The organism is Rhodocaloribacter litoris, from assembly GCF_011682235.2.
Taxonomy (GTDB): Bacteria; Bacteroidota; Rhodothermia; order Rhodothermales; family ISCAR-4553; genus Rhodocaloribacter; species Rhodocaloribacter litoris.
The window spans coordinates 4459915-4474571 of sequence record NZ_CP076718.1; the positions used below are offsets into that span (position 1 = coordinate 4459915).

The window sequence follows — 14657 nt, forward strand, 5'->3', positions numbered from 1 at the left end:
CTGGTGTGTTCAGAAGGTAGCCGGCCCGCATCAGGCCGGCCTGACGTACCATCCGAACAAACGCAGGAGGAATGAAATGAAGACGCTGTATCGCGGCGGACTGACGCTGCTGCTGGCGCTGTCGCTGGCAGCCTGCGACACGCTACAGGACGATAACGTGGCGGCGCTCAGCGAGGAAGACGCACAGGCCGTGGCCGAAATCATGGCCCAGTCGCTGGCCGACCGGAGCGATGGTCTCATGGCCGATCTGTACGATGCGACCGCCACGTTCGACGAAAACGGCATGTACTTCCTGGCAGGCGATGTCGCCTCGAAAAACGACGACGCAGGCCTGAACTCGCGCTACTGGCGGGGCATGCGCCACGGGTACGAGGTGGACTATGATTCCTCCACAGGCACCCACACGCTTCATTTCCTGCACGAGGTGAAGCGGCCCGGCTTCCAGAAGTCCATCGAGACGCTCCTGGCGTACATTTTCAAGGACACCGAGGGGCAGTTCATTGCCCGGCCGCGCGCCGAAAAGGACCGCATCGCTTCCATCGACTTTGAAGGCTTCCGCAAGGGATCGATCGCCCATCGGACACCCTCGGGCGGTGAGCGGAGCTCTTCCTTCGAGCGCCGCGCAACCTGGCACGTTGAAGGCCTGGAGGCGGCGAGCGATACGATCGCCTTTGCGGGCGAGCAGGAGATGGAAGGCACCCGCCAGTACGTCGACCGCAGCGACCAGAAGGTCGAGCAGGAGTTCCAGGCACAGCTGGTCACCGACGGGCGGGTTCTCATTCTCAAGCCGTCGGCAACCGATTCGCTGGAACACCTGACCTTCGGTACGTTGATCTACCACGTGCGGATGGTCAGGCGCACCGGCGACCAGGAGGTGGTGCGCGAGGCGGAGGGAACCATCGAACTGAATGGTGACGGTTCGGCCCTGATGCGCTTCTTTGGCGTACCGCAAACGTACCGTATTTTCCTGAGCACCGGCGACGTGGAGCGGGGCTCGTGAATGCAACCCGAAGCGGGTTGGGGAGCCGCGGGGCGCTCCAACCCGCTTCCCCGTACTCCCATGAACGGGCAGTCTCACAACGACAACGACCGTGACGAAGTCCTGGCCCGGCGGATCGGCCGGCTCCGGGAAGAAGGGCGTCCGCTGGCGTCCGATCCGGAGCTGGCCGATGATCCGCTGGTGCAGGCCTTGCTGGCGTTCGAGGCCGGGACGGCGCCGGACGTCGTCCCGGAACGGCAGGAGCGTCTCTGGCAGGCCATCCAGGCGCGGATGCGGGAACCGTCGGCCGATCGCCGGCCCCTCCGGCGGCTTCCCGTGGGCCGTTCGATCTGGTACCGGGCGGCGGCCGTGGTGCTCGTGCTGGTTGCAGCCGGGCTGGGCTGGTGGCTGTACCTGGGTCGTGAGACGCCGCACCATCTGGTCGCTTCGGCCGGGGCAACGCAACAGGTGTACACGGCGCCGGACACGTCGCGGATCACGCTCCGCCCGCATTCCCGGCTCTACCTGGTCGCTGCCTCGGAAACCTCTCTGCAATACCGGCTGGAGGGGGAGGCGTACTTCGACGTGACGTACCGGCCGGAGCGGCGTTTTCAGGTGCTGTCCGGGCCGGTGCGCGTCACGGTGCTGGGGACCCGGTTTGACGTGCGCACCTGGAGCGGGGTCGAGGTTTTCCTCGAGGAAGGACAGGTGCAACTGGAAGGTCCACACGGACAGCAACAGGTGCTCGCCGCCGGCCAGCGCAGCCGCCTGACGGCCGACGGCCGGCTGACGGCACCGGAGCCCGCTCCCGCCGAGACGTATCTGGACTGGATGCGGGGCCGGTTGACCTTTACGCGGGAGCCGGCGGCCCGGGTGACGGCGGAGCTGGCTCACCATTTCGGCGTGCGGATCGAACTGCCCGAACCCCACGCGTCCCAGCAACTAAGCGGAACGCTGTTGCTGGACAGCCTGGCGCCGGCCCTGCAGGATCTGGGGCGGGTGCTGGAAGGCCGCTTCGTCGAGGTCGCTCCGGGACATTACCGATTCGAGGATGATGCGGTGCGGTAGGATTGCGTGCCTGCTGGTCTGGTTCGGGCTCATGAGCCTGGCGGCAACCACCCGGGCACAGCCGGTGGTCTATCAGGAGGTGCCGCTGCGCCAGGTACTCGACGACGTGGCCCGGCGCAGCGGCTACCGGGTGCTCTACCGCGACGCGCTGGCGCAGGGCCGTACGGTCACGCTGCAGGCACCGGCCTCCGTGTTGATCGAAGCCCTCTCGCGCGAGCTGGCCCGCCAGGGGTTGGTGCTGGAAGCCGACACGGCGCGGCGCCTGCTCTTCCTCCTGGAGCCACCCCCGCGAGAAGTGTCGATCGAAGGGCGGGTATGGGATGCGGACACCGGCCGGCCGCTCCCGTACGCGACGGTTTCCTGGGAGGCGGAAACCCGGCTCCAGGGCACCATGGCCGGTGCCGACGGGCGGTTCCGTGTGGTGACGGCGCCGGCGACCGGCCGCGATACACTGGAGCTGACCGCTTCGTATGTGGGCTACGGGCCGCAGACCGTCCGGCTGCCGCTGCACGATGCCGCGCACACGGTCGACCTGTTTCTGCAACCGCAGGTCGAAGCGCTGCCGGCCGTGGTCATCGAAGGCAGTGCCGTCTGGCTGGACGGTGTGGACACGACCTGGCACCGGCTGGTACGGCCCGAGCGGTTTGCACCCTTCGGCGAGCGTGGTGTGCTGCAGGCCCTGCAGGCCCTGCCGTCCGTCGGCCTGGCGGTCGGGCTCGACGGGTTCACCGTGCGCGGTAGCCGGACCGACGGCTTGCAGGTGTTGCTCGACGGCGTGCCCGTCTATCACCCGTCACATCTCTTTGGCCTGTTCGATGCCTTCAACCCGGACGCCCTGCAGGCTGTCGGTTTCTTTTACGACGTGGCCCCGGCCACCTATGCAGCACCACCGGGCGGTACGCTGGCGTTCGTGACGCGAAACGACCATCCGGCCCACCTGCAAGGTGTGGCCGGGCTCAGCAACGTGGCCGGGCGCCTGCTGCTGCAGGGGCCGCTGGGACGCCCGGGAAGCTGGCTGCTGGCCGCCCGTCGTTCGTGGCTGGATGCGTTCGCCTGGCCCGGAAACGACCGGCTGATTTCCTATGGCCTGGATGTGGGGCGCCCCACAGGACCGTTGCCTCCGAACGTGGCCGACCTGGGGGCACGCCTGCTGGAAGTGGGACCGTCGACCGCTTCGTTTTATGACCTGCACGGCAAGCTGAGGCTGGAAGGGCGGCGCGTGCACCTGACCGCCAGCGGCTACCTGGGGGGCGACGATGCCCGCCAGCAGGCACGGCGCCTGATGCCCCGGTGGGCGGGAAGAGAACCCACCGTGCTCGAGTGGACCGAGGTGGTAACCCGCCAGCGATGGAGCAACCGTATGCTGAGCCTGCAGCCCACGCACCGGCTCGCCCAGCGCGTGCGCCTGCGGACCCTGCTGGCCACCACGGCTTACGAAAGCGAGTACACGAAGGACGATTTTCTGTATGCTTTTTCCGGAGGAGGCTTGCAGAACCTGTTCCGGCGTCTGGATCCTTTCGCCTATACCAACACGCTGGCCGGGTGGTACTGGGAACAGGCAGTAGACGCCGGAACCGACCGGGGCTACTGGACGCTGGGGTATGCCCTGCAGCAGCTGGCACTTTCCTACCAGGAGCAGTCCGCCCTGCGGTCGCGGCCGTTTGCGGAGCACCAGCGGGCCGTGCAGGCCGATGCCTTCGTGCAGCACGAGGGCCGGCCGCATCCGCAGTTGAGGTTCCTGGCAGGTGCCCGGCTCCATGCCTTCTCGACGGGCCCGTACGTGCGGCTTTCGCCCCGCCTGCAGCTTACGGTGCATCCGCAGGGACGCTGGTCTGCGGGTCTCGGCTTCAGCCGGAACTACCAGTTCCTGCACCATCTGGCCTTCGAGAACATGAACAGCACGGGCGTATGGCTGCTGACCGGACGCAACCAGCCGCCCACCGTGGTCGACCACCTGAGCGTGGGGGTGCAACTGAGGCCGGGACGCTCGCGCCTGCAGGTGGATGCCTACACCCGGCGTTTTGCGAACGTGTGGCAACACGAGGTGGTGGCGCCGTTCTTTCTGATCACCCGCGACCGGGAGACCTCGACGCCCTGGCTCACCGGCGCCCGGAGCCGGGCCTACGGGCTTGAGGTGCTCCTGGATCAGCCGCTCGGCCCGCTGCGGACCACGCTGGCCTATGCACTGGCCCGGGTCGATCTGGCGCATGAGGCCCTGGCGGGGGGGGCCTGGTATCCGGCGCCCTGGGACCGGCGGCACCAGGTTCGGGTCTATCTGGACGTACCGCTCGGGCGAGCGGCCACGCTGTCGGTAGCCTGGTTTTCGGCCACCGGTCCACCCAACACCGAGCGTTTCACGGATCAGAGACAGCCGGCACGGCTGGGCTCGAACCACCGCATGGATCTGGCACTGGCCGGTCGCCACCGCCTGCACTTCGCGACGGCCGAGTTGCGCCTGGGGCTTTTCAACCTGTTCGACCGTGCCAATCCCTGGTACCGGACTCCCGTGCTGGCCCTCGTGGGCGAACGCCTTCCCGGCCGACTGGCGTTCGTCCCCGTCGACGTGTATGACCTGGGACGCCAGGCTTCCTTCGAACTGGTGCTGCACTTCTGAAAAGACCTTGCCGGGATGAAACACGGATGCGTCCCGGCTATACTAAGGGACTCTATCTCCGTTTGAACGAGTAAAACGTGACGCAGTCTATGCAGGACGAACTGACGGTTCATGACATCGTCGGACGCGGGGTTTCACTGGACGTATACCGCGCCCGGTGGCAGCAGGACCTGGCACGCCCGCTGCGGGGACTCGACCGTACCGCACGGCGCTACCTGCACTATGCCCGCTACAACTGGGAACGCTATCACCGGGTCTTCGAGCAATATGAGCCGTCACAGGCGTTCAGGGCCGTGCTGGAGCGTATCACGTCGCCGCAGGACTGGCTGGTGATCACCGAGGACTGGTGCGCCGACGCAGCGTACAGCCTGCCGGTGTTCGCACGGGCCGCCGAAACGAACCGGCAGGTCTGGTTGCGCCTTGTCCGCCGCGACGAGCATCCAGAGGTGATGGACCGCTATCTGACGAACGGCGCCCGGGCGATTCCGAAGCTGGTGGTGTTCGGCGCCCGCGGTGACGAGTTGTTCCGCTGGGGTGCGAAGCCGGCGGCGCTGTACCGGCTCCGGGAAGACTGGAAAGCCCGCGGCATTGAGGGACATGAGCTCTCGAAGGCGACGATCGCCTGGTACGAGTCCGGCGGCTGGCTCGAGGTGGAACGCGAGCTGGCGGCCTTGCTGGAGACTACGGCGGTGCGGGGTTGACAGGCTGCGGAAAAGATCGTATCCTGTACCTGTGATAAGGATAGTTATCAAGGGTTGATATCTACTAACTCAAAAAAGCCCATGCATCTCGGCGAGATCGAAGCCCTCCTTGAAGACGACCGTTGCCGTGCCCAGCTGGCCCGCCTGACACCGCCGGAGACAGCCCCCGCGCAGCCCGACCCCGCCGCGTGCGACTGGCGGTTCGTTGAGACCCCGGACGGGCTGCTCCGGGATTACGTGGTCTCCACCGGCGGGCACGTGCTTTCTCTGCCGCGCTACCGTCGTTACCGCCCGGCCTCCGGCTCGTCCCGTGTCGCACACCGCAAGTTCCAGCCCGGGCGGTTTCTGCGTCCCGGTCGCCATCCCGAAGGGTTCCGTACCGTGGTGTTGTACCGGGACGGCCGGAAGGAGCCGTTTTACGTGCACCAGCTCGTGGCCTGGACATTTCTCGGCCCGCAGCCACCCGGTCACGTCATCCGCCATCGGGACGGCAACCCCGGCAACAACACGGCGGACAACCTCGAATATGGCCCGGCATCGCCCCGCCTGCACGCCGGTGTGGCCGGGAGCGTGTGCGACCGGGAAAGGCAGTTGCGACAGGCCGTCCGGGAAGCGCTCGACGGCCGGCGCGATGTCCACCGGGTACTCGGCGAAGTGCTTGACTATCTCACGGAAAAATGTGAAGCATGATGAAAGACGATGCTCTTGTTCCGCGCGGTTCGCCTGCATCACTTTTGACCCCGGCCTATGGCGATCAGAACCTCTTGGAACTTTACCTCCTGAAGTTCGATAGGGCCAGAACGAAAGAAGCTTACCGGCGTGATTTGAAGGATTTTTTTGGCACTGAATTTGTCGATTTAAATATTACAATGTCTGTTGATTTCGTCCGGGTCAACGAATATGTCGGCGCTCTTGAAAGGAGCGGATATAAAGCCTCCACGATAAAACGAAAACTTGCAGCCATACGTGGTTTCTTTGACTGGCTGATTGCGCTTGGCGTACTACAGCAAAACCCGGCGCACCGGCAACTCGTCCGCAAGGTTCGCCAGGTGGACCGGAAGAACCGGCGCATTCTTTTCCTCTCTGCCGAGGAGGCCCGCCGCCTGGTCGAGGCCACGGCGGCCAGCGGGGCGGCCCACCTGCGCGATAGGGCCCTGATCCTGACGCTGCTGCACTGTGTGTTGCGTCGCTCGGAGGCCGCCGCGATGGACGTGGAACATCTGCGCCCGCTCGGGCGGTACTGGGTGCTCGACATCCCGCACGCGAAAGGTGGAGCCGACCAGTACGTCAAGGTCCCGGATCACGTTGTGGAGGAGATCGAGCGCATGAAACGGCATTACGGGATCACGACGGGCCCTCTCTGGCGTTCCCTGAGCCCGAACAACCGCGACGGCCGGCTTTCCCCGCATTCCATCTACACCATCGTTCGCACCGCGGCCGGGCGGGCCGGGTTGCCCCGCATCGGAGCACACACGCTCCGGCACACCGGCTGCACACTGGCCATCGAGGCGGGGGCCTCCATCCAGCAGGTCCAGAACCATGCCCGCCATAAGAGCATTGAAACGACGATGGTCTACGTCCATCAGCGGGATCGGCTGCGGGACAGCGCCGCCGACTTCATCCACATCGACGACGTGTAGCCATGGCACTCAACTTCTTCCGCACACCGGTTCCCGGTATCCCGGTAGAACGACTCAAAAGCATGCTCGATCATGGCGAAGAATTTGTTCTTATTGATGTGCGAGAACCGAACGAGAGGAACATCGCCAGCATTGGCGGAACGAACGTGCCGCTTCAGAAACTTCCGGACACGATAGAAGACGTAGTTGAAGACAAAGAAACCAGGATCGTTGTCTACTGCCGCTCGGGTTCGCGTTCGGCCCGCGCTGTCGAGTACATGCGGGCAATGGGCTACAGGAACGTGGTAAATCTGGAAGGAGGTATTCTGGCCTGGATAGAACGCATCGATCCCACGCTCACGCCTTATTGATCGTACCGGTTTGATGGGTGATATATCGGTAGATCTGGAAATACCCGTGATTGCAGGGCCGACGGCCACTGGCAAGACCTGGCTGAGCATCGAGCTCGCAGAGCGTGTCGGCGCAGAGATTGTCTCGGCGGACAGCCGCCAGGTGTACCGTGGTCTGGACATCGGAACGGCCAAACCGACCGTCGAGGAACGCCGGGGCATTCCCCACCACTTCATCGACGAGTTGGAGCTGGAGGTCCCCTTCTCAGCCGGCCGGTTCGCGGCGGCGGCCCGTGAACGTATCCGCTCGATCCTGGAGCGTGGCCGTCTTCCGGTTGTCGTCGGCGGATCGACCCTCTACCTGCATGCCCTGATCCATGGCCTGCCCGACCTTCCGGAGGCCGATCCCGACCTCCGGCACGCGTTGAACCAGCGGCTGGCACGCGAGGGCGGCGAGGCGCTGTATCGGGAACTGCAGCGGGTCGATCCCGGGTTTGCCGCCACGCTCGATCCCACGAAGACGCAGCGGCTCGTGCGCGGGCTCGAGGTGTACTACGCCACCGGCCGGCCGCTGTCCAGTTTCCCCACGACGCCTCCGGAACCCGGGTTTCGGTATCGGGTCGTCGTTCTGTGCCGCGATCGGAAAGAACTGTATGCCCGCATCAACGCGCGCGTCGATGCCATGATCGAGGCCGGTCTCGTCGACGAGGTGCGCGCCCTGGCCGCACAGGGATACGACGAGCGGATCAATGCCCTGAACACCATCGGTTACAGGGAGGTTTTTGCACACCTGCGTGGGGAGATCCCCTTCGGGGAGATGGTCCGGCTCATCAAGCGGAACACCCGCCGGTATGCGAAGCGGCAGATGACTTGGTTTCGCCGGTATGGTTTTGTTTCTTACAATAACGGCTATGACCTGCTTTTGTAGAACACCGCCTCAGCCCGGTCACACGGTCCCCCCACCGGCGGGTTGGGTTTCCTGACCGTCACCTCCACCGCCTCAACTACAGGAAAATTGCTGAGTATATTGTTGGCTATGAGATAGGCAAGCCTTTCGATGAGATAAAACCGGTTCTGTGTTACGAGCTCTCTGACGACGTGATATATCTTCTCGTAATCGACCGTCTTGGATAGATCATCTTCAGCAGCCGCTTTTTCGAAGTTTACCTCCATGCAAACGTCTACCTCGTAACGCCCTCCTATCCGGTGCTCTTCCTGCATCACACCGTGGTGCGCGTAAAAAACGGCATTGATGAGATTGACCTTGTTTTTTGCCATAGTCATTCTACCCCGATCCTGGCCAGCACGGACCGGTCCTCGGGGGCGACGAAGCGCCCGGACCGGGACCGCTGGAGCAGATCGGCAACATACAGGGTGGCATAGATGCCCAGCACGGCGTCTCCCCGGCGACGATGCTCGTTGAAGAAAGCGACGACCTCGCCGTTACGGAGTGCCTCATCGACATAGAGGTGTCGCTTCCCCTCCGGACCCGGCGGGGCCATGCCGGGGAAACTCTTCTCCGGCTCGAAAAGCCGGGAGCCGGTATGACAGCCGACGCACTGGACCGGCACCTTCAGCCGCCGGGGCGCGGTGCGGGTGGTATGGCTCAACGCACCGTCCGGACCATACACAAAGAACTCCCAGTATGTATCCGATGTTTTCCGCATTACCGTCGTCTCGACGAGTTGCCCGTCCTGGTGATGCTCACCGATGAGGATCGTTCCGACCGGATAGACAATCCGGCTATCATATTTCGCATAGTTTGACAGCGCATCCCGGAGTGCAGTTCGAGGAACGTAGACGTGCCGCCGGGCCGTGGTCATCACCCCGTCTATCTCCACCCAGAACCATGCATCGGTGGAATCGAGATAGCCATGGGTCTGGCGTAACAGGTCCAGGTTTTCGGGTGGCGAGACGGCCGCGTAATAGGCACGTTCCAGCAGGTGCTCCAGGGTTTCCTCCCCTATGCTGCCCGCCTCCGCAGCCTGTTTCAGGAGGCCGAGGGCATCCGGGAATGCGGCGAGCGAATCCAGGTTGAGGAAGTACCTTCCCCCCTGTTCCACCAGCAGGCCCGCCCGGAAGGGGTCCTCCCCGCGTGGCCTGGTGAAAGGGCCGAAGTAGTAGCGAAGGAAGGTCTGGGGATCGGATTTGTCAATTTCGAGGGAGAGCAGGTTGTCTGGGGGAGGGTTGTTTTTCTGGGGAGTTTTGCATTGCAATAACGGCAATAGCGCCAGGCACCCGGCCACCCCCAGCCTGACCCGCCAACGCCCTGAACGCCTCATGGCACCACCTGCGCCGGGTCGAACGGAATGTGCGCCAGCGTCCGAAACGCCTCCAGTCGCCGGGCAATCGCCTCACCGCTCAACCCCAGCAACCCTGCCGGCCCGAACCGCTCCACCGTGAAGGACGCCATCGCACTGCCAAAGACGACCGCACGCCGCAACGTGTCCTCATCGACCCGCCCGCAGCGTGCCACATAGCCCGCAAAACCGCCCATGAACGCATCCCCGGCCCCCGTCGGATCCTGTATGTCCTCCAGCGGATAAGCCGGTGCACTGAAGACCACCTCGTCGTAGAACAGCAACGCCCCGTGCTCCCCTTTCTTGATGACCAGGATACGCGGCCCCATGTCCCGGATGACCCGCGCCGCCTTCACCAGGTTCGGCTCCCCCGCCAGCTCCCGCGCCTCCGCGTCATTCACGATCAGCACATCGATCCGCCGGAGCAATGCCCGCAGTGCCTCCGGCGTGTGCTCGATCCAGAAGTTCATCGTGTCACAGAGCACCAGCGCCGGCGACCGTACCTGCTCCAGCACCTGCGCCTGGATACCCGGATCGAGGTTCCCCAGACAAACGACCCCGCCTTCCCGAAATGCGACGGGAACCACCGGCTCGAAGCGCTCCAGCACATTCAGGTGGGTAAAGCACGTCTCCCGGTCGTTGAGGTCGTAGTGATAACGACCGCCCCAGGCAAACGTCTTGCCCGCCGGCTCGACCGTGACACCCTCCAGGTCCAGGTCACAGGCACGAAGCGTCTCCAGGTACGCCGCCGGGAAATCCCCTCCGACCACCGCCACGACCCCCACGGGCCGGCTGACGTACCGCGCCGCCATGGCAATATACGTGGCACTCCCCCCCAGCGCCCGATCCACGGCCCCGAAAGGCGTCTCGATCGAGTCCAGGGCGACCGTACCCACAACGAGAACGTGCACGAAGCAAAAGGCGCTTGATCGACAAAAAACCCGGCGAAGATACGAACGGTCCTTCCCCGTCCCGGTATTCCACCCGTGAGACTTCGGTGAAATACCCGGCCTGATCGATCCGTCGTTACCGGACCGCCTGCCGGAACCAGTCGGCTATACGCTTCACGAAGACGACCAGCACGGCCGTTCGTATGGTATTCAGGACGGATTCGAAGAACCCGTACGTGCGATGGGCCCCGCTTCGCAACGCCTCCATCAACTCCGACACCTGTTCCTCCACGGCGTGCTCGGCCCGGTGGAACACCTCGCTGCCCGTATCGCCGGCACGGTCCGCCAGGCGCTGGCCGGCCTCGGCAGCCTGAGCCGCCAGATGGACCCCCGCGGTACGCACCCGCCGGCCCGCCTGCCGTGCCAGCCGCTCCGCCTTGCGCCGCGCCCGCACCGGGAACGGAACCGGACGGGGCGTCAACAGGCGCCCCACCAGACCGCCGACGAGCACGCCGGCTCCCAGGGCCAGCCCCATCGCAAGCCCCGGATGCTCCCGGACCCAGGCACGGGTCCGCTCCGTCGTCTCCGCTACGTCGAACTGTGCCAGGCCGTCACGCAACTGCCGGATCGAATGGCCGATCTCCTCGCGGATCTGGTTCACCCGCGCGGAGAAATCGGCCTGCGCCTCGACCTCCGCAGCCGCGCCGGCCGCCTCCTCCGTCTCCCCCGTCTCCCGGGGCGGCATCGTCTTCTGATCCGTTTCCTGGTTAGCCATAGGATTGATTCCTCAAAAATGGTAAAAAAATTGCCTGTTGTCCGGTCGATGCACGCCACGGCCTCCGGCCCGGCGTACATCCTCACCCAAAATCTAAGCGATCAACCGCCAGAACGTTCCTCAAAATGGAGTAACTTGAGCGCGATCCGTGATCGCCGACGAAACCTCCCATGCTGAAGACGATTCATAGAGGCGGGCCGGCGGTCGTACCGGCCCGGCCTTCCCGTTTCCACCCCGACGATCCTGCGCGTATGCCGACCGCACACAGCCCGCTCCGGCTTTTCCTGTCGCTTCTCTTGCTCCTGCTTTCCGCCACGGCGGTGCGGGCCCAGCGCGAGCCGGCCCGTCCCGAGACGGCCTTCAACGAAGCGTTCAGGCTCTACAACGAGCAGCTCTACGAGCAGGCCGCGCGGGCGTTCGCCGGCTTCCGGCACGACTACCCCGAACACGTCAGCACGCCGGAGGCACTTTACTACCAGGCGGAGGCCACCCTGGCCGCCGGGCGCGAAGACGAGGCCGTCGAACTCTTCGCCGCCTTCCAGCGGTCCTACCCGGCCCACCCGCTGGCCTACCAGGCCAGCCTGGCGCTCGGGAAATACTTCTTCTCGTCGGGGGACTACGAGCGGGCCCTGCGCACGCTGGGCGAGGTCGTGGCCGAGAACCCGTCCGGAGAGCAGGGCGCCCAGGCCCTCTACTGGATGGGCGAATCCGCCCTGCGGCTGGACCGGCACGACGAAGCCATCCGCCACTTCCAGCGGGCCGCCGACGACTATCCGAACACCGCCACGGCTCCCGTGGCCCTGTATGCCATCGCCGTGGCCGAGGTGCGCCGCGCACGCTACGACGCCGCCGCACGGGCGTTCGAGGTGCTGGCTGCCCGCTACCCCCAGTCGCCCTATGCCCTCAACATCGGGCTGGCGCTGGCCGAAGTGTATTACGAACTGGGCGACTACGACCGGGCCGTCCGCGAGATTCACCGGCGCCTGCCCAACCTCTCCGGCGAGGCCGAAGAGCGTGCGATCTTCCTCCTTGCCGAATCCTACAACCAGCTTCGCGACAGCGAGAACGCCATCGTCTACTACCGGCGCTTCTCGGAGGGTAACCCCGAAAGCCCCTATTACCGGCAGGCCCTTTACGGGCTCGCCTGGAACTACCATTTCGAGAGCGCCTACCAGTGGGCCGCCGACACCTTCGACCGCGTTCGGGAAGGACACGATGACGCCCTCGCCGAGAAGGCCACCTACTATGCCGCCGTCAACCGCTACCTCTCCGCCCAGCCGCGCCAGGCCCTCGCCCTCTTCCGGGAAGTCGCCGACCGGTGGCCGCAGGGCGCCCTGGCCGACCGCGCCCTCTACGAGCTCGGCCTGATCTACTACGAGATGCGGGAGTGGGAAGCCGCCAACCGCACCTTCAGCGAGTTGCTGCGGGCCTATCCGGACTCCGAGGTGCTCGGCGAAGCCCACTACCAGCTCGGCAACACCGCCATCGCCCTGGGCCGCTTCGACGAGGCCCTCCGGAACTTCGACCGGGCCGTGGCCCTCGAAGCCGCCCCGCCCGCCCTCAAGGACGAGGTCGTCTTCCAGAAAGCCTGGCTGCTCTACCGCAGCGGTCGCTACGACGACGCCGCTCCGGCCTTCCTGACCCTGCACGAAACCAACCCCCGGGGCCCCAAAGCCGGCGAGGCCCTCTTCTGGGCCGCCGAAAGTTTCTACCAGACCGGCCAGCTCGACCGCGCCGTGCGGCTCTTCCGCCAGTACCTGCAGCAGTATCCCACCGGCAAACAGGTCGACGCCGCCCACTATGCGCTCGGCTGGGCCTACTTCAAACAAAGCCGGTACGAGGAGGCCATCCAGGCTTTCGAGCGCTTCCTGAACACCTACCGCGAGGAGTCCGGCACCGTCCCCTACCGCACGGACGCCCGCCTGCGCCTGGCCGACAGCTACTACGCCCTGAAGCGGTATCCGGAGGCCATCCGCCTCTACACCCTCGTGGCAGAAGATGGAGAGGATTATGCCCTCTACCAGATCGGCCAGGCCCATTCCAACGCCGGCAACGCCTTCGAGGCCATCACCACCTTCCGCCGGCTGCTCGTCGAATACCCGCAGAGCGAATACCGCGAGGAGGCCCAGTATTCCCTCGGCTACCTCTACTTCCTGAACCAGGACTACGACCGGGCCGTCCAGGAATACCGTTCCCTGATCGAGGCCTACCCCCGTGATCCCCTGGCCGCCAAGGCCCAGTATGGCATCGGCGATGCCCTCTTCAATGCCGGGCGCCTCGAAGAAGCCATCGAAGCCTATCAGGAAGTACTCACCCGTTACCCCTCCTCCCCCTTTGTCGCCGACGCCGCCGCCGGGATCCAGTACGCCCTGGTCGCCCTCGGCGACGAGGCCCGGGCCGAGCGGATCATCCAGGATTTCATCGAGCGGAATCCCGGCCTTCCGGTCGTGGACGAACTGCGGTTCCGCCTGGCCGAAGCAAAGTTCCAGAGCGGTCGCCTCGATGCCGCCCTGGCCGACTTTCAGTCCTTCGTCCAGTCGACCCAGAACGAGCGGCTGCTGCCGGAAGCCTATTTCTACCTCGGCACCATCTACCTGCAACGCCAGCGAGAGCAGGAAGCCGAGCGCTACCTCCGGCAACTGCTGGCGCGCTATCCCCGGCACGCACGCAGCGCCGACGCGGCCCGGCAGCTCGGCGAGCGTTACCTGGAACAGGAGCGTTACCGGGAAGCCCTGGAAGCCTTCAACACCCTCGAGACCGTGGCCCGGCAGCTCGGCGATGCCTATCTGGTGGCCCAGGCCCAGTACGGGCAGAGCCAGGCTCTGCTCAACCTGGGCCGGGAAGCCGAAGCCGAACGGCTCCTCCGGGAAGCCGTGGAGGCCGCCCCGGACGCCCCGCAGGTGATCCCGGCCCGCCTCGGCCTGGCCCGCCTCTACGAACGCACCGGGCGCACGGCCGAAGCACTCCGGCTCTACCGCCAGGTCGTCGACCAGAGCAAGGACGAAACGGGCGCCGAGGCGCTCGTCCGGCTGGGCACCCTGCTTCTCGAACAGGGCAATGCCCGCGCCGCCGCCGAAGAGCTGGGCCGCCTGCCCGTGCTCTATCCGGCCTACACGGACTGGATTGCCCGGGGATACCTCGTCCAGGCCCGCGCCTTCACCCGGATGAACCAGAAAGGCGAAGCCGCCCGCATCTACGACCTCGTCATCAGCCAGTATGCGGGTACGCCCTATGCCGACATCGCCGCCCGGGAAAAGGCGGCCCTGTAACCCCCGGAGCTATCCCGGCCCTCTGCCCATAACCCGGACGCATGCCGCGTCCGATTGCGACATCCCATGACGATGGCCCTTTTGCCCACAGC

At 65.4% G+C, this 14657-nt stretch carries 13 protein-coding genes; 9 read left to right on the forward strand and 4 right to left on the reverse strand.

Annotated elements, in window-relative coordinates; all coding sequences use genetic code 11:
* The first annotated feature begins 76 nt into the window (after nt 1-76).
* The 8 genes from GQ464_RS18500 (at nt 77) to miaA (ending at nt 8259) form a co-directional block, all read left to right on the forward strand.
* A complete protein-coding gene (locus GQ464_RS18500) occupies nt 77-1000 on the forward strand; it encodes a hypothetical protein (RefSeq protein ID WP_166977645.1) in 924 nt (307 codons plus the stop codon).
* A 60-nt stretch (nt 1001-1060) separates the two neighbouring features.
* Nucleotides 1061-2047, forward strand: coding sequence for a FecR family protein (locus GQ464_RS18505; RefSeq protein ID WP_166977647.1), 987 nt, complete (start codon nt 1061-1063; stop codon nt 2045-2047).
* A gap of 31 nt (nt 2048-2078) precedes the next feature.
* Entirely contained in the window at nt 2079-4661 is a 2583-nt protein-coding gene (locus GQ464_RS18510) for a TonB-dependent receptor (protein WP_228350447.1), read from the forward strand.
* A gap of 89 nt (nt 4662-4750) precedes the next feature.
* Nucleotides 4751-5362, forward strand: coding sequence for a thioredoxin family protein (locus GQ464_RS18515; RefSeq protein ID WP_166977651.1), 612 nt, complete (start codon nt 4751-4753; stop codon nt 5360-5362).
* 81 nt (nt 5363-5443) lie between these two features.
* Complete coding sequence (locus tag GQ464_RS18520) at nt 5444-6052, forward strand: HNH endonuclease signature motif containing protein (protein WP_166977653.1); 609 nt, start codon at nt 5444-5446, stop codon at nt 6050-6052.
* Nucleotides 6049-7002 (forward strand): tyrosine-type recombinase/integrase, encoded by a 954-nt coding sequence (locus GQ464_RS18525; RefSeq protein WP_166977655.1) that lies wholly within the window; start codon nt 6049-6051, stop codon nt 7000-7002. Before GQ464_RS18520 ends, GQ464_RS18525 begins: the two co-directional genes overlap by 4 nt.
* Before the next feature lie 2 nt (nt 7003-7004).
* Nucleotides 7005-7352, forward strand: a complete 348-nt coding sequence (locus GQ464_RS18530; protein WP_166977657.1) for a rhodanese-like domain-containing protein — start codon at nt 7005-7007, stop codon at nt 7350-7352.
* A 46-nt stretch (nt 7353-7398) separates the two neighbouring features.
* Nucleotides 7399-8259: a tRNA (adenosine(37)-N6)-dimethylallyltransferase MiaA gene (miaA, locus tag GQ464_RS18535; protein WP_262899681.1), complete on the forward strand. Its 861-nt coding sequence runs from the start codon at nt 7399-7401 to the stop codon at nt 8257-8259.
* Here miaA and folB read toward each other — a convergent pair.
* From folB to GQ464_RS18555, 4 genes are all read right to left on the reverse strand, one after another.
* Nucleotides 8241-8609 carry a dihydroneopterin aldolase gene (gene folB / locus GQ464_RS18540; RefSeq protein WP_228350448.1) on the reverse strand — a complete coding sequence of 123 codons (369 nt, stop codon included), beginning with the start codon at nt 8607-8609 and terminating at the stop codon, nt 8241-8243. The two genes, miaA and folB, sit on opposite strands and share 19 nt — an antisense overlap.
* A 2-nt stretch (nt 8610-8611) precedes the next feature.
* A complete protein-coding gene (locus GQ464_RS18545) occupies nt 8612-9613 on the reverse strand; it encodes a cytochrome P460 family protein (RefSeq protein WP_166977663.1) in 1002 nt (333 codons plus the stop codon).
* A complete protein-coding gene (locus GQ464_RS18550) occupies nt 9610-10542 on the reverse strand; it encodes a PfkB family carbohydrate kinase (protein ID WP_166977665.1) in 933 nt (310 codons plus the stop codon). The genes GQ464_RS18545 and GQ464_RS18550 overlap by 4 nt, the downstream gene beginning before the upstream one ends.
* 115 nt (nt 10543-10657) lie before the next feature.
* Nucleotides 10658-11296, reverse strand: coding sequence for a hypothetical protein (locus GQ464_RS18555; RefSeq protein ID WP_166977667.1), 639 nt, complete (start codon nt 11294-11296; stop codon nt 10658-10660).
* Between the two features lie 251 nt (nt 11297-11547).
* Between GQ464_RS18555 and GQ464_RS18560 the strand changes: the two genes are divergently transcribed.
* Complete coding sequence (locus tag GQ464_RS18560; RefSeq protein WP_166977669.1) at nt 11548-14565, forward strand: tetratricopeptide repeat protein; 3018 nt, start codon at nt 11548-11550, stop codon at nt 14563-14565.
* The last annotated feature ends 92 nt before the right edge of the window (nt 14566-14657 follow it).